19 protein-coding genes are annotated in these 13,815 nt (G+C 60.7%); 8 read left to right on the top strand and 11 right to left on the bottom strand.

Features of this window, described 5'->3' with window-relative positions:
* Window positions 1-245: 245 nt before the first annotated feature.
* Both E5W87_RS05170 and E5W87_RS05175 read right to left on the bottom strand, forming a co-directional pair.
* A complete protein-coding gene (locus tag E5W87_RS05170; RefSeq protein ID WP_292394661.1) occupies window positions 246-494 on the bottom strand; it encodes a hypothetical protein in 249 nt (82 codons plus the stop codon).
* Window positions 495-579: 85 nt separating this feature from the next.
* Window positions 580-1,191 (bottom strand): LysE family translocator, encoded by a 612-nt coding sequence (locus tag E5W87_RS05175; protein ID WP_292394663.1) that lies wholly within the window; start codon window positions 1,189-1,191, stop codon window positions 580-582.
* A gap of 324 nt (window positions 1,192-1,515) precedes the next feature.
* Here E5W87_RS05175 and E5W87_RS05180 point away from each other — a divergent pair, with 324 nt between their 5' ends.
* The gene (locus E5W87_RS05180) at window positions 1,516-2,496 is read left to right on the top strand and encodes an asparaginase (RefSeq protein ID WP_292394665.1); all 981 of its coding nucleotides are present in this window, start codon (window positions 1,516-1,518) and stop codon (window positions 2,494-2,496) included.
* Window positions 2,497-2,547: 51 nt separating this feature from the next.
* A complete protein-coding gene (locus E5W87_RS05185; RefSeq protein ID WP_292394666.1) occupies window positions 2,548-3,234 on the top strand; it encodes a bifunctional 2-polyprenyl-6-hydroxyphenol methylase/3-demethylubiquinol 3-O-methyltransferase UbiG in 687 nt (228 codons plus the stop codon).
* A 95-nt stretch (window positions 3,235-3,329) separates the two neighbouring features.
* Here E5W87_RS05185 and E5W87_RS05190 read toward each other — a convergent pair whose 3' ends face one another.
* Window positions 3,330-3,749, bottom strand: coding sequence for a nuclear transport factor 2 family protein (locus tag E5W87_RS05190; RefSeq protein ID WP_292394669.1), 420 nt, complete (start codon window positions 3,747-3,749; stop codon window positions 3,330-3,332).
* 135 nt (window positions 3,750-3,884) lie between these two features.
* Between E5W87_RS05190 and E5W87_RS05195 the strand changes: the two genes are divergently transcribed.
* Window positions 3,885-4,814: an AraC family transcriptional regulator gene (locus E5W87_RS05195; protein WP_292394670.1), complete on the top strand. Its 930-nt coding sequence runs from the start codon at window positions 3,885-3,887 to the stop codon at window positions 4,812-4,814.
* 22 nt (window positions 4,815-4,836) lie between these two features.
* Here the strand turns inward: E5W87_RS05195 and E5W87_RS05200 are convergent, their stop codons facing one another.
* From E5W87_RS05200 to E5W87_RS05225, 6 genes are all read right to left on the bottom strand, one after another.
* Window positions 4,837-5,172: a YkgJ family cysteine cluster protein gene (locus E5W87_RS05200; protein WP_292394672.1), complete on the bottom strand. Its 336-nt coding sequence runs from the start codon at window positions 5,170-5,172 to the stop codon at window positions 4,837-4,839.
* A 53-nt stretch (window positions 5,173-5,225) separates the two neighbouring features.
* A complete protein-coding gene (locus E5W87_RS05205; protein ID WP_292394674.1) occupies window positions 5,226-5,393 on the bottom strand; it encodes a hypothetical protein in 168 nt (55 codons plus the stop codon).
* Between the two features lies 1 nt (window position 5,394).
* Entirely contained in the window at window positions 5,395-5,802 is a 408-nt protein-coding gene (locus E5W87_RS05210; RefSeq protein WP_095489282.1) for a hypothetical protein, read from the bottom strand.
* Window positions 5,802-6,029 (bottom strand): hypothetical protein, encoded by a 228-nt coding sequence (locus E5W87_RS05215; RefSeq protein WP_292394677.1) that lies wholly within the window; start codon window positions 6,027-6,029, stop codon window positions 5,802-5,804. The genes E5W87_RS05210 and E5W87_RS05215 overlap by 1 nt, the downstream gene beginning before the upstream one ends.
* A 351-nt stretch (window positions 6,030-6,380) precedes the next feature.
* Window positions 6,381-6,590: a cold-shock protein gene (locus tag E5W87_RS05220; RefSeq protein WP_010915421.1), complete on the bottom strand. Its 210-nt coding sequence runs from the start codon at window positions 6,588-6,590 to the stop codon at window positions 6,381-6,383.
* 506 nt (window positions 6,591-7,096) lie between these two features.
* Window positions 7,097-7,765, bottom strand: coding sequence for a glutathione S-transferase family protein (locus E5W87_RS05225; RefSeq protein WP_292394679.1), 669 nt, complete (start codon window positions 7,763-7,765; stop codon window positions 7,097-7,099).
* Between the two features lie 164 nt (window positions 7,766-7,929).
* On the opposite strand from E5W87_RS05225, the gene E5W87_RS05230 reads away from it, so the two are divergent.
* The gene (locus E5W87_RS05230; protein WP_292394681.1) at window positions 7,930-8,109 is read left to right on the top strand and encodes a CsbD family protein; all 180 of its coding nucleotides are present in this window, start codon (window positions 7,930-7,932) and stop codon (window positions 8,107-8,109) included.
* 66 nt (window positions 8,110-8,175) lie between these two features.
* Here E5W87_RS05230 and E5W87_RS05235 read toward each other — a convergent pair whose 3' ends face one another.
* Window positions 8,176-9,306 (bottom strand): metallophosphoesterase, encoded by a 1,131-nt coding sequence (locus E5W87_RS05235; RefSeq protein WP_292394683.1) that lies wholly within the window; start codon window positions 9,304-9,306, stop codon window positions 8,176-8,178.
* Between the two features lie 127 nt (window positions 9,307-9,433).
* Here E5W87_RS05235 and E5W87_RS05240 point away from each other — a divergent pair, with 127 nt between their 5' ends.
* Window positions 9,434-10,021 carry a hypothetical protein gene (locus tag E5W87_RS05240; protein WP_292394685.1) on the top strand — a complete coding sequence of 196 codons (588 nt, stop codon included), beginning with the start codon at window positions 9,434-9,436 and terminating at the stop codon, window positions 10,019-10,021.
* A 47-nt stretch (window positions 10,022-10,068) separates the two neighbouring features.
* Here E5W87_RS05240 and E5W87_RS05245 read toward each other — a convergent pair whose 3' ends face one another.
* Entirely contained in the window at window positions 10,069-10,761 is a 693-nt protein-coding gene (locus E5W87_RS05245) for a TetR/AcrR family transcriptional regulator (RefSeq protein ID WP_292394687.1), read from the bottom strand.
* Between the two features lie 83 nt (window positions 10,762-10,844).
* Here E5W87_RS05245 and E5W87_RS05250 point away from each other — a divergent pair, with 83 nt between their 5' ends.
* From E5W87_RS05250 to E5W87_RS05260, 3 genes are all read left to right on the top strand, one after another.
* Window positions 10,845-11,627 carry an NIPSNAP family protein gene (locus tag E5W87_RS05250; protein ID WP_292394690.1) on the top strand — a complete coding sequence of 261 codons (783 nt, stop codon included), beginning with the start codon at window positions 10,845-10,847 and terminating at the stop codon, window positions 11,625-11,627.
* A gap of 147 nt (window positions 11,628-11,774) precedes the next feature.
* Complete coding sequence (gene fumC / locus E5W87_RS05255; RefSeq protein WP_292394692.1) at window positions 11,775-13,172, top strand: class II fumarate hydratase; 1,398 nt, start codon at window positions 11,775-11,777, stop codon at window positions 13,170-13,172.
* Between the two features lie 141 nt (window positions 13,173-13,313).
* Complete coding sequence (locus E5W87_RS05260; protein WP_292394694.1) at window positions 13,314-13,736, top strand: DoxX family protein; 423 nt, start codon at window positions 13,314-13,316, stop codon at window positions 13,734-13,736.
* Window positions 13,737-13,815 lie beyond the last annotated feature (79 nt).

Here is a 13,815-nt window from a genome sequence, read left to right on the forward strand (position 1 = left end):
CGGCCTCGGTCGCCGGCCTGCTGGTCACCACCGAAGCCATGATCGCGGAGGCTCCGAAGAAGGAGTCGGCTGGCGGCGGCATGCCAGGCGGCATGGGCGGCGGCGGCATGGGCGGCATGGGCGGCATGGATTTCTAATCCACGCATCCATCAGCCTTCAGATACGGAAAGGGCGGCCGAGAGGTCGCCCTTTTTCTTTGCTTTCGGACGATCCTCTTGCCGGGCTGGCGGGCTCGGACGTCGGCGTCAACGCGCCGCGGCAGCGGCACTGCTGGTCAGCAAGGCACCTTCTATCAGCGCGGCGACCTCATCGGCCACCGCCAGCACCGGGGCACGGTCGCGGGTGGCGCGCGCGATCACCATCAGCCCTTCCAGCGATGATTCGACAAGCAGCGCCAGAGTGTGGGCGCGGCGCTCGGGCACCCCTGCCCTGACGAAGGCCGCCTGCAGCAAGCCTATCCATTGCTCGAAGGCCGACCGCTTCGATGGAATCATTCGTTCGCATCTGGCCGAGGAATCACATCTCGATTCCACCAGTCTACCTCTAAAGTTAGCGCCTATGGGGTAGCGCCTACAGGCGCTACCTCTCAGTCAGCGCCAGTTTTGCGCCGAGCGCGACGAAGGCGCCGGCGAAGGTGCGGCGCATCCAGGTCAGCACCATCGGCCGCGACACGACATGACTGCGGATCGAGGCGGCGAAGATGCCGTAGCCGACGAAGACGACGAAGGTCAGAAGCATGAAGACGGTGCTGAGCTCCAGCATCTTCGACAGCGCATGCGGTTCGGTGGTGCTGACGAACTGCGGCAGGAAGGCGAAGAAGAAGATCGACAGCTTCGGGTTGAGGATGTTGATGAGGATGCCCGAGGTGATCACCTTGCCGGCCGAGCGCGGCGCGACATCCTGCCCGACGTTCAAGCCGCCGCTCTCCTTCAACGTGTTCCATGCCATGTAGAGCAGGTAGGCGACGCCCAGATATTTGATCGTCTCAAAGGCGAGTGCGCTGGTGTGCAGCAGCGCCGCTAGCCCGGTGATGGCGGCCGCCATATGCGGAATGATGCCGAGCGTGCAGCCAAAAGCAGCGATGATGCTGGCACGCGCGCCACGCGAAAGCCCGGCGCTCAGCGTATAGAGAACGCCGGTGCCGGGCGAAGCCACGACAATCAGCGACGTCAACAAGAATTCGATGCTCACCGATGATCTCCCGACGTTGTCCCTGCCGCCGGCAACGTAACCAGCGAAACCCGCGGGCACAAGCCAGCCTGAGCCGGCAGTGTTTCATTTCGAATTTCGGCTCACGACGCTTCTTTGCCATCCCATTGAGATGATCTTCGGCAACTCTGTGACCCGAATGAGACGTTCCCGCTAGGCCCTGATGACGCCAAGATGGATATTGATGTACAAAGGTTCGAGCTAATCGAGAATCCGCCAACAAGATATCCCTGAACTTTCGTGATTTGACGCTCAATTCGCTATGTCCAAGTGAACCAATAGCCGCTCCATCCGAAAGCACCCTGCATGGCGTGTATTTGCCTAATTACCACCGGCGGTACAGTCGCTTCGCGGCGGATTGAGGCCGAGGATCACGTCGTGGCAACCGTTGCCGGCGAGAAGCTTCGAGATGCAATCCAAGACATTCCTCCCGGTGTCGACATTAAAATTGACGACTTCATGAATATCGTCAGCTGCGCGATGACGTTGCCGATGGCGTTTGCTCTAGCTCAGCGGATCAACTTTCACCTTGCTGAAGACGATTGCATCGGCGTCGTGGTCACCCACGGTACCGATACGATGGAGGAAAGCGCCTATCTCGCGGATTTGCTTCTGGTGAATGAAAAGCCCGTGGTGTTTACCGGCGCACAGCGCAGCGCTGATGATTCCGCCGCCGACGGACCGCGGAACGTCACTGATGCCGTCAGGCTTGCGGCGTCGCCACTGGCGGCAGGTCTCGGCGCGGTTGTGCTCCTGGAACAACACTTCCACGCCGCGCGTGACGTCACGAAGGCCCATACCTCCCGCGTCGATGCGTTTGTCTCGCGAAACCACGGTAAGCTAGGGGAAATCGACGGGACCACCGTCAGCGTATCGCGCCGGCCTATCCTTCGGAAAACGTTTGCAGCGAACGCCATCGAACCACAAGTCGACCTTATACGCATGGTGCTAGGCTCCGATGACCGCATGATCCGCCTTGCGGCGGCAAGCGGCTCACGAGCGATTGTGCTCGAAGGCTTCGGCAGAGGAAACACGACCCCTGCCGTCGCAGTGGCTGTTGCAGACATCATCGCTGATGGCATTCCGGTGTTCGTGGCGTCGCGATGTGGCGAAGGCCGCGTCTCGCCGATTTATGGCAATGGCGGAGGCAAAGATCTCGAGAAGGCGGGGGCAGTCTTTGCCGGCGATCTCACCGGACCCAAGCTGCGGATTCTAGTGTCGGTACTGTTGGGGATGGGAATGACGTTAGAGGAAATGCGCCCCGAGCTTATCACTTTAGGTGGGTGAGCTTCCGGCAGAGGCTCTTCCCTTATCGTCGGACCCGAGGGGAAACGCGCAGTGCAGCTCATAGACAGTCCGTTGGCAGTTGTCAGATCGGTGCGATCGTCGATCGCGGGACTTAGAATTCTTGATATCGGCTGCGGTGCTGGCAGCTTCGCAAGGCAGCTTGTTGCCGAGGGAGCTGACGTGAGCGGCATCGATCCGGCGGCGGATACGATTCGGGAAGCGATGGCGGCGTTTCCGCAGGCGAGCTTCGTCAAAGGTGTGGCGGAGTCGTTGCCTTTCGGCGACGCGGCTTTCGAGATTGCTGTTATGGTCAATGCACTCCATCATGTTCCCGAAATGGCGATGCAGGCAGCGCTAGGCGAAGCGGCTCGCGTCATCAAGCCAAATGGCGTCCTGATCATTGTCGAACCGTTGGCGACCGGCAATTTCTTCGCCGCCCTGCGGCTGATTGAAGACGAATCCATTGTCCGGCAAGCGGCCCAGCTCGCGATCGAAACAGCCGTATTATCGGGCGTGCTGGCGCGGGTGGCTACATTACAATACGTTCGTCGGGAGGTCTTTCGAACCGTGAGGGGCTTTTTGGATCGCGTCGTGGCTGTTGATCCGTCGCGGCGAGAAGTCGTTGAGCACGACGAATCTGGCATCACCGCTGCTGTGCTTGCAGCGGCGCAACGCGATAGCGAAGGTGCGCTTATCTTCGACCAACCGATCAAGGCGGATATTCTCGAACCCGCCTAAATTGTATTGTTGTGATTTTGCCGACGGTGACGCCGAGGCCGCGGCAGCGAAACGCGCGGGCACAAGTTGGCCCTCGAGCTGCCGTTTATCCGTATTCAGATCATGCAGTTGGCATGCAGCTTACTATACGCAATGGGCTGCCGAACTTCCCAGTGTTCGATGAGCTTACCGCCCTCCAGTCTGAAAACGTCGACGATGGCCAAGCCCTCCTCTTCGGGTTCGCGTTTTGCGTGCATATGCACGATGACGAAATCCCGTTCAGCAAAAATCCGCTTCACCTCTCCTCTCACGAGGGGAAATGACTGTCTGAGCTGCTGCAGATAGGCTTTGAAGCCCTCCGCACCATCCGCAATGTTCGGATTGTGTTGGATGTAGCGTTCGCCAAAATGCATCGAAGCAGCTTCGATGTTGCCTTGGTTTACCGCTTTGTCGATGAAGTCCAGGACGATCATCTTGTTCGTCTCGAGGGCGTTGTGAATCTTGACTGGAAATGGCGTTGATGGTTCGTCACGCATGTTTTGCTCCTTCAGGTGCCTGCTTCACGCCGACATAATCTGTCGCGCCTGTGAGACAGTCGATACGCTATCTCCCTGGATTCTTATCCAATCGTCTAATACCGTTGCCTAGTTCATTATTGGAGGATGGTTCTCATGGACGTCTTATCCGAAGTTCTCGCTTCGCTAAGATTTGGCAGCGCCATGATCGGCAGCGCGATCCTACATCGGCCATGGGGTATTTCAGTCGATCCGATGAGGAATGCCACCATCCACGTCATCCAGCACGGCGAATGCTGGTTGCGGCTGACTGGCGAAAAGGAGCCGATCCACTTAGGCGAGGGAGACGTCATCCTTGTCGCAAGCGGTGTCGGACATGCCCTTTGTAATCCGGCGGATGCACCGACCGCATCCATATCTGCCGTCCTTTCCGCAAATCGAAGCGGACCGGAACCGAAAAGCGAGAGCGGCGCGACAACTCTTCTTTGTGCGAGATATTCACTCGACGGCGTGGGCCCGTATCCGATGGTTTCGCTGCTTCCTCCGCTGATTCACTTGACCCGAAATCAGATCGACACCAGCGAGCCGCTGCGGCTTGCCCTGGAACTTCTGAAGGTTGAAGCGAAAGGCAATCTCGGCGGCCACGATATTGTGGCCCCACGCCTTCTCGATAGCACGTTGGTCTTCTTGTTGCGTGCCTGGATAGAACATCAGCCTCTCGGAACAGCGGGCTGGTTTGGCGCCTTACGCGATAAAGGCGTTGCGCAGGCTTTACGCCTAATCCACGAGCGGCCGGGTAATCCCTGGACCATCGCTTCCCTTGCCAGCGGCGCGGCACAGTCCCGGGCCACTTTCGCGCGTCGCTTCACTCAACTCGTAGGACGGCCGCCGCTGTCCTACGTGACTCGATGGCGGATGAACCTAGCCGCCAAGGCTCTGCGGGAAACGAACCAGAACATTGGCGAGATCGGGCGCGCCGTCGGATATGAATCGGTGCCGTCGTTCTCGCAGGCATTCAAACGGTTGACCGGGCGATCGCCTGGCCTCTACCGGAGCGACTTTCGACCATCTGAAAATTCGAACTGATCCACCAGCCCGAGAGCTGCTATTACAGCGTCGGCAGCCCATGGCCGCGACGCGCCATCAGGCAATCGTCGCCGCCGGGCATGCAGGCGCGGCATACGTCTGGTCGGACCTCGTAGATGCCGCAGGCGGTCGACTTGCCGACCTCGCCGGAAAGTGCCGAACAGCGCACGCCGTCGCAGCGCATGCCGGCTTCGTCGGCAGCCACATATTTCTGCGGGATCCGGTCGAGCTGTGCGTCATCCTCGGTCGAGAAACGCGGCCATTCGGCCGAATAGGAACAGCAGGCGCCGCAGCTCTGGCAATCGAAGAGAGGGGCGGCGCCCTCCTCCAGAGACGAAAAGTCTCCGGTGCTCGCCAAGGCAAGCAGCCCTGACGCAACAGGATTCAGGTCGGCGTTTCGCGGCAAGGGCGCTATTTCTTCTTCCTGGTCTTGCGCGATGCGACATCCGCCGGCGACTTGAACAGATCAGTCCCAGCCTCGACGGTAACGTCGGCTTTCGGCGCGGCGGCTGGCTTGGCCGGCTTTGCGGTGGCAGCGGATGCCGCCGGCTGATCCTTGGCGGAGAATTTTATGGCCATATCAATCCTCGTCGGAGAAACGCGATGATGGCGCATTCGGGTTGCGAAGGCGGCCGATCAGCGCCGAGACCGCCGTGATGTTCATTTCCTCGGGCGACCAGTTCCTGGCCTCCTCGATGTGCCGGGGCGCCAGCTCGCGATGCGTGCTGCCGCTATAGGCGGCATCCTGATGGGTGACGCGCTCGTGGGTCTTGGCATTTTCGCGGACATACTCGATCAAATAGTTCGGGCATTCGGAGCGGCCACGCACGCCGAGCCTGACCTGGGCATCGCCATGGGCGCGCCTGCAGCGCTCGAGTTTTTCGAGCACGCGGCGGACATATTCGACCGGCTTGTCGAGTTCTCCTACGACATCGGCGATGGTCGAATCGGCGGCAATCGCCTTTTGCGGGACGCGTTTGGTGGCCATCAGCGTTTACCCACGCGCTTCGGCGAGGCGGGGAGCGCGGCGGCCGCTGCCATCTCGTCGGCTTCCTTTTCCAGGCGTAGTTCGCGCAGCCGCGCGGTCTTGGCTTCCCGGGCCTGGCTGACAGCATCCTGTTCGGAAATGATGCGGTTGAGCGACATGGACTGGGTCTGGGCCTTGCTGAAGATGGACTCGGTCTGGTCGTGCGGTTTCTTTGAGGTGGCGGTCAAAGTCTTTCTCCCGGTTCGGAGCATGACGCCGCAAAATGGCGCGATCGGTGTTTCGACCAGGACCACGCACAAAGCAATACGGCAGTCGGATTCAAATTGCTGGAGCACCCTTAACACGTTCAAGCGAACGCGCGGTGGCTCTTTCGAATTTTTTTGAAGCGCCCCAAATGCAAAAGGTCAGGCATTGCCTGACCTTCCGCTGGAGCGCCGCGCGTCCAGTTGAACGCGCCAACACTTTCTCATTCTGCGCATGATGCTTTCTGGAAACTGACGTTTCCGGGGTCATGCGCTGAAATTAGCCATTCACCGGTGCCGGTACATCCGTGGTCACCGGCGAGGCTGAATTCCGTTTTAGGCCGCCTTCAACTGATCGGCAGACATCTTGCCCGACTTGTTGTCGCGGACCATCTCGTAGCCGAGCTTCTGGCCCTCTACGATGTCGCGCATTCCGGCGCGCTCTACGGCCGAGATGTGGACAAAAACGTCGGCCGAGCCGTCGTCAGGCTGAATAAAGCCGAAACCCTTAGTGGCGTTGAACCATTTAACTGTGCCTGTGCTCATAACGAACCCTTTCCGTGGCAAATATTCGTTCGCCGTCATGCGAATGCATAACAGCGTTTGTCTCGATTTTGATGGGGGAAGTTCGTCAAAGGCGCGCCTAGACACGCGGATAACAAAAGTCGGTCAAACAAATATCGACGAATTGCTTATAGACTTCTTTTGGCGCCGTGTCAATTTTTTGCTTTTCGCCGCCCGGCGGACCGGTCGTTGCAAGCTTGTCTGAGCAGGCAATCCGATGGCAGACCTGGCGCCGAAACCGGGCCGGCGCCAGCTGTTAAAAAAATCGCACCATGCCGGGAACCATTTTGGCATCCGTGCATTTTGGATATCGTCAGCAGTTCACGAGAGCAATCTCAGGAAAGGCTGACACAAAGGACGCCTCCCGTGCAATAAAACGCGCGAGGGGCGTTCTTTTATGGTGCCGCCTCGCTGTTGCCATCAGAATTTCACCAGAGTCGCGTCCCTGGAAAATTCTTGCCCGAGGGCCGAGCGGCGGTGGCCTTCGCCTATTCGTCCGGACCGGGCTCCGGCCATGTCTCCTTCGCCGCTTCCGCATACCAATGGCGCATGGCCGGTGTTGAAAGCACGGCGTCGACATACGCCCTGGTATCAGGTGCCAGTTCGCCACCATAGGTGTCAAAGCGGGTGACGACAGGCGCGTACATCGCGTCGGCCCCGGTAAAATGACCGAATAGGAAAGGCCCGCCTTTGCCGTATTTCTCCCGGCATTCCCGCCACAGGCTTTCGATGCGTGCCCGCTGCATCTCGCCTTCGGCATCGAGCGGCTTGTGGCCCTTGGGCCGACGCAGATTCATCGGCCAGCCGTAGCGGACCTCGCGAAAACCGGAATGCATCTCGGTCGCCGCCGAGCGCGCCAGCGCGCGGGCCTCGATATCGGCCGGCCACAACGTCTTCTCGGGATAAAGGTCGGCAAGATATTCAAGGATGGCAAGGGTTTCCCATATGATTTTGCCCCTGCCATTCGATTGCTTGTGATTCAACACCGGCACCAGCCCCGTAGGCGAGACTTTTGCCAGATTGGCTGATGTCTCGGGCGTGCGCAGGCGCACGAAGCTTTCCTCGAAAGGAATGCCGAGATGCTTCATCGCCACCCAAGGCCTGAGCGACCAGGACGAAAAGCATTTGTTGCCGATAAAGAGCGTGAATTCCGTCAAGAAGGTCCCTGTGCTCGCATATAAGCAGGGGCAGAACCTAGCCGCATTGCCGCGCCCGGCGCAACCAGCGTCCTGCAACAGATTGCAGGGCATGGAACCGATGCAGCGCCGGCCCGTTTGCCCTTCGCGGACGAAATCCCGGAAAAATCCCAGGAGATGCGGCCATGGTGAACAAGGATCAGGTTGTGGGCCTGGCCAAGCAGGTCAAAGGTTCGGTGAAGAAAGCCGCCGGCAGGGCCACCGGCAACAGGCGCGTCCAGGCTGAAGGCTCGGCCGACAAGATCGCCGGCAAATTGCAGAAGGCCTATGGCGACGTTAAGGACAGGGTCAGGAAGGCGCTCTGATCGCTGCGCTGCATTTTCAACAGCGATGAGGAAGCGGCGGTCTCTGTCTGCTTCAGGTGCTGGCCGTTAGAAGTTCAGGCTCTTCGAGAAAGCGTTGGTGAAGGCGACCTCGCCATGATCGCCAACAGCTTCGCCAAGCACCACCTCCATGTTGTCGCTGGTCACCCGCGCCAGCGCGAAGCCGCCCATATAGGCGGCCTTCGGCTTGAATAGGTCGAGCCCGTCGCGGCGGTAGATCATCGGCACCTCGTGCTGGTGGCCATGGAAGATGCCGACGACATTGTAGCCTTTCAGCGCCGCCAGCAGCGCCTGCCGGTCCGCTTCGTTCCACCAATGCGGTGCACCAGTGCCTTCATCGTCGAAGGTTCCTTTGGCGGCATCCCACCGTTCGATCGAAAAAACATCCCAGCCATAGTGCTGGAATAGGATGACGGGGCGGCTATCCGCCGCATAGGTCGCCAGATCCTGCTTCAGCCACGGCAGGCTGGACCGCGCGCCGTGGCCGGTGTCGCCGGCGAAGCGGTGCGTCTGAATGAGATGCAGGCCACCCCAGTCCCAGGAATAGCAATCGGTATCGACATCGTAGTCGGTCGCCGGCACCGGCGGTTTGAAGAACACGCCCGGGCGGTGGTTGACCTCGACATAGTCGCGCAATTCGCGCCGATACCAGTCGACATGAGGTGGTGGGCCATTCTGGTCGAGATCATGGTTGCCGAGCCCGACATAGACCGGCATGTGCACGCGATCCGGGCCGATGCCTTGCTGATAGCGCTGGCTGAACTGGAGAAGCTGCGTGCCCTCGCTGGGCTGGGTGATCTGGCCGCCGCCATCGTCGGTCATATCGCCGCCGACGACGAGGCCGAGCGGTGTGGCGATGCGGCTGCCGGCCGAACGCAAGCCGGTGGCGACGCCGTTGATTTCGGCCGGCCATTCCTTGCCGTCCATTGCGTTCAAAGCGGCAACACTGCGCAGCAGGGCCGCGTCGGTCTTGCCTTCCTGCTGGCAATTGGGGCTCAGCCCGCTGGCCATGCGGCAGGCATGGACATCGGCGATGAACAGGAAGGTGGCGTCGATGGGCGGACTGCGCTGCCCGGTCTGACCGAGCGCCGGTCGCGCAACGGCGCCGGCCGCAGCAAACCCTACCGCCTGCGCCAGGAAGCTGCGCCGGGAGAGTGATCCTGCCGAGATGCGATTCATGGCGCGAAATTCAGCACAGCCGGCGCCTCTTCGTCTAGTTGCCTCGAACAGCATGTCGACACGGTGCCGCAGGTCTGGCATTCCTTCCGGTGTCTGCACTCAACTTACGCGGGCAGAGGAGGACGCCATGAAGACTATATCCATCGGCACGACACTCACCATCCTGGCGAGCGCCGCGCATGGTGCCGAGTGCATCGACGCCAAGGCCGCCAAGGCCGGCTTCATTCTCGAAAGGCCCGGCATCCACAGCGAGTTTCGACCGGCGGCGGGTGGAATGGTGTCGGTTGCCAACGAATACCAGTCTCAATCGCCGCAGACGCAGTTTCTGTTCGGCGGCCTGATCGAGGTGTTTCGCGACAGCGAGACCGGTCAGCTTGCCATGATCCCGCTTTCCGATCTCAGAAAGCTGTTTCCGCTCAAGGCAGGGGTCAAAAGCAAGACCATATTCGTTCGCCTCGCACCCAACAAACAACCGAAGGGCACCGAGACGCTCGAGATCAACGTCAAGGGCAAGGAGACGTTCAGCCTGGGCGACTGCAAATACAACGTGCTCACCGTCAGGCAGACGATCAAGAACGAGGCCGGCAAGACGCAGGATGAATTCACCGCGCTCTACGCGCCCGACCTGCAGGCGGTTCTGGCCAGGCGCTATGACGAGGGCACCAACGGCGAAAGCGTGGTCGGCTACGAGACGATCAAGCCGTTGCCGAAATAAGGTCTTTGAAGCTGGTCGGACAAAGGGGGCGTGCCATCACTCCTGCATCAAAAGGATCTCTGCCCGATCAGCACCCTGCGTCGACGCTTCGCCCCGCCCTTGGATGACGAAGCCGAGGCAGCTCCATGCTCCAGCGCGTTCAGGCAATCGCGCAGCACGCCTGAATCCTGCGTCGTCTTGGCCATCGACATGGCGCCGGAATAGGTCGCGACCGCGAGCGCGGCGAAGCGCTGCGGATCGGTGTCCTGCTCCCTGCCCGCTTGCTGGTCGGCCCTGATCTTGTCAGCGATCGCCTCGCGCCATGCCGAAAAAATGCCGGCAAGAGCAGCGCGAAAATCCGGATCGACCAGCGACAGTTCATGCGCCAGGTTGTTGAGCGGGCAGCCGCGCACGAAACCCTGTTGCTCCAGTTCCGTTGCCACGGCCTCGAACACGCTGCGGATGCCCTCGCGCGCCGAGCCTGCCGCCAGCACCGGCGCGATCCATGTTGCTTCGACGGCAGCCGCCACCCGCCCCTCGATCACCGCCAGCGCCAGCGCCTTCTTGGTCGGGAAATGATGATGCAGCGCGCCGCCGGTGACACCCGCCGCCGCCATCAGGTCGCCGAGGCTGGAAGCGTTGTAGCCGCGCGCCTGAAAGGAGGCCTCGGCGACATCGAGCACGCGTTTGCGCAGGCCTTCCGGGTCGTTGGTGCGTTTCCCGGGCCGTATCTTTGAGCGAGCGGTAATCTCTGCTGACATTCCCACACGATAGCAGATTGACAAAACAGGACAACCGGTCTGTTTTAGAACAGGACGACCACCCTGTTTTTGGAGATTGCGCGATGAGCCTGCCCCTGAATGCCCCGTCGAAATCCGGCTTCAACGCCTCGCCGATCGTCGAGCTCAGGCAATACACGCTGAAACCTGGCCGGCGCGACACGCTGATCGGCATCTTCGACGGTCACCTGATCGAGGGTCGGGAAGCGGCAGGGATGACCATCATCGGCCAGTTCCGCGATCTCGACCGGCCTGACATCTTCGTCTGGCTACGCGGCTTCGACGGCATGGTCGCGCGCAAAAAAGCACTAACCGCTTTCTACGAGGGACCGGTGTGGGCCGCCTGGCGCGATGCCGCCAACGCCACGATGATCTCCTCCGACGACGTGCTGTTGCTGAAACCGGTATGGCCGGGCGCGGGCTTCGACCTGACGGGCTCACAGCGGACAGCCTTGCTGGGTGACGAAAAGCCAAGCAGAAACAACCGCTTGTCGGATATTGTTGTCATCAAGATTCATCATCTGCAACCCGGTGCCGAAGCCGACTTCGCCAGCCGCTTCGAAACCGACGCCGTGCCCCTGCTGGCGGCACTTGGCGCGCGGCCACTTGCTGCGTTCGTCACCGAGCATGCCGAAAACAGCTTTCCCCGCCTGCCGGTGCGATCAGGTGAAAACGTTTTTATCAGCGTCACGGGTTTCGACAGCATCGATGCCCATGCAAGCCTTGAGGCAGCGCTTGCCGGTTCCCGGGAGTGGCAGGCATTTCAGCAGAAGGTCCAGACATATCTGGCGAGATCGACCGAGGTCTTGCGCCTATCTCCGACCTCACGATCATTGCTTGGGGGATGAGAGGCGGGTCTCTTCCTTTTCCCACTGTGGAAGAAGGAAGAGACGTTCCTTCAACCGATTTGCATCCTTGCCGCCCGCAATCTCCGCTTGAAGCCATTTGTGCAACGCGATACGCCGGTGCCGAATTCGACAGACCGGAGAGACCAAGTGAGCGCGCCAGAGACCAGAACCGAAACCGACACGTTCGGTCCCATCGAGGTCGCCGCCGACCGTTATTGGGGCGCGCAGGCGCAGCGTTCGCTTGGCAATTTCAAAATCGGCTGGGAAAAACAGCCGGCGTCGATCGTGCGCGCGCTCGGCATCGTCAAGCGGGCGGCGGCCGAAACCAATATGGAGCTGAAGCGGCTCGACCCGGCTATCGGCAAGGCGGTCATCGAAGCCTCTCAGGAAGTCATCGACGGCAAGCTCAACGATCATTTCCCGCTGGTCGTCTGGCAGACCGGCTCGGGCACGCAATCCAACATGAACGCCAACGAGGTGATCTCCAATCGGGCGATCGAGCTGCTGGGCGGCGTCATGGGGTCCAAGAAACCGGTGCATCCCAACGACCACGTCAATATGAGCCAGTCGTCGAACGATACCTATCCGACGGCCATGCACATCGCCTGCGCCGAGCGCATCGTGCACGACCTGTTGCCGGCGCTCAGGCATTTGCACGCCGCGCTGGAGGCCAAGACCAAAGCTTTCGCCCACATCATCAAGATCGGCCGCACGCATACGCAGGACGCGACGCCCCTCACCCTTGGTCAGGAATTCTCAGGCTATGCCGCGCAGGTCGCCTCCTCGATCAAACGCATCGAGATGACGCTGCCCGGCCTGCAGGAACTGGCGCAAGGCGGCACGGCCGTCGGCACTGGCCTCAACGCGCCGATCGGATTTGCCGAAAAGGTGGCGGATCGCATCGCCGCTATTACCGGCATCGCCTTCGTCACCGCGCCGAACAAGTTCGAGGCGCTGGCGGCCCATGATTCCATGGTGTTCTCGCATGGCGCCATCAATGCCTGCGCCGGCGCCCTGTTCAAGATTGCCAACGACATTCGCCTGCTCGGCTCCGGCCCGCGCTCCGGCCTCGGCGAACTGTCGCTGCCGGAAAACGAGCCGGGTTCATCGATCATGCCGGGCAAGGTCAACCCCACCCAGTGCGAGGCGTTGACGCAGGTCTGCATCCAGGTGTTCGGCAACAATGCGGCTGTGACCTTCGCCGGCAGCCAGGGCCATTTCGAGCTCAACGTCTACAACCCGCTGATGGCCTATAATTTCCTGCAGTCGGTGCAGCTTCTGGCCGACGCCTCGATCTCGTTCACCGACAATTGCGTCGTCGGCATCGAGGCGCGGGAAGACAACATCAAGGCCGCCCTCGACCGTTCGCTGATGCTGGTGACAGCCCTGGCGCCGACCATCGGCTACGACAATGCCGCCAAGATCGCCAAGACCGCGCACAACAACGGTACAACCTTGCGCGAGGAAGCGCTGGCCACCGGGCTGGTCACCGAAGCCGACTATGACCGCCTGGTGCGGCCGGAGGACATGACGCATCCCGGGTGACGTGACGTCATCCCGATGATTTTTGCGCTGATCGCAAAAACGTTACTGCTGTGAACGATCTGTAACCAAATCCGCATCTTTGGTGAACAGTCGACCTGCTCTATCTGGATGGCACTACAACCCCTTCCGGAGAGAGCCACCATGTCCACCAACACGTCCGTTGCCGGTTCCGGCACCGTTTCCAACGCCTCGGCCACCATCCTGCTTGGCCGCGTCCTGCTTTCAGTCATCTTCGTGCTTTCCGGTTTCGGCAAGCTTACTGCGATCGCCGGCACAGCCGGCTACTTCGGCAGCATGGGCCTGCCGATGCCAACCGTAACGGCTGTTGTCGTCGGCCTGATCGAGCTGCTCGGCGGTCTCGCCATCCTCATCGGTTTCCAGACCCGAATCACCGCCTGGGTGCTGGCAGTCTTCACCGTCGCCACGGCGCTGGTCGCCCACACCGGCTGGGCCGATCAGATGCAGATGATCAGCTTCATGAAGAACCTGGCGATCGCCGGCGGCTTCCTCGTGCTGGCTTCCTCGGGTGCCGGCGCCTATTCGGTCGACGCCAAGCGCGGCTGACGCAAGCTAGTAGCTCTTGCAGCAAGGGGCGCGGAATTTTCCGCGTCCCTTTTTCGTTGTCGGTTCATGGATCTCGGCT

Origin of the sequence: Mesorhizobium sp., from assembly GCF_004962925.1 — a bacterium.
Lineage (GTDB): Bacteria > Pseudomonadota > Alphaproteobacteria > Rhizobiales > Rhizobiaceae > Mesorhizobium.

Coding starts and splice junctions, on each gene's coding strand:
- E5W87_RS05170 (WP_292394661.1), bottom strand. CDS start 494: ATGATTCCATCGAAGCGGTCGGCCTTCGAGCAATGGATAGGCTTGCTG.
- E5W87_RS05180 (WP_292394665.1), top strand. CDS start 1,516: ATGGCGTGTATTTGCCTAATTACCACCGGCGGTACAGTCGCTTCGCGG.
- E5W87_RS05190 (WP_292394669.1), bottom strand. CDS start 3,749: ATGCGTGACGAACCATCAACGCCATTTCCAGTCAAGATTCACAACGCC.
- E5W87_RS05195 (WP_292394670.1), top strand. CDS start 3,885: ATGGACGTCTTATCCGAAGTTCTCGCTTCGCTAAGATTTGGCAGCGCC.
- E5W87_RS05205 (WP_292394674.1), bottom strand. CDS start 5,393: ATGGCCATAAAATTCTCCGCCAAGGATCAGCCGGCGGCATCCGCTGCC.
- E5W87_RS05210 (WP_095489282.1), bottom strand. CDS start 5,802: ATGGCCACCAAACGCGTCCCGCAAAAGGCGATTGCCGCCGATTCGACC.
- E5W87_RS05220 (WP_010915421.1), bottom strand. CDS start 6,590: ATGAGCACAGGCACAGTTAAATGGTTCAACGCCACTAAGGGTTTCGGC.
- E5W87_RS05230 (WP_292394681.1), top strand. CDS start 7,930: ATGGTGAACAAGGATCAGGTTGTGGGCCTGGCCAAGCAGGTCAAAGGT.
- E5W87_RS05235 (WP_292394683.1), bottom strand. CDS start 9,306: ATGAATCGCATCTCGGCAGGATCACTCTCCCGGCGCAGCTTCCTGGCG.
- E5W87_RS05240 (WP_292394685.1), top strand. CDS start 9,434: ATGAAGACTATATCCATCGGCACGACACTCACCATCCTGGCGAGCGCC.
- E5W87_RS05245 (WP_292394687.1), bottom strand. CDS start 10,761: ATGTCAGCAGAGATTACCGCTCGCTCAAAGATACGGCCCGGGAAACGC.
- E5W87_RS05250 (WP_292394690.1), top strand. CDS start 10,845: ATGAGCCTGCCCCTGAATGCCCCGTCGAAATCCGGCTTCAACGCCTCG.
- E5W87_RS05260 (WP_292394694.1), top strand. CDS start 13,314: ATGTCCACCAACACGTCCGTTGCCGGTTCCGGCACCGTTTCCAACGCC.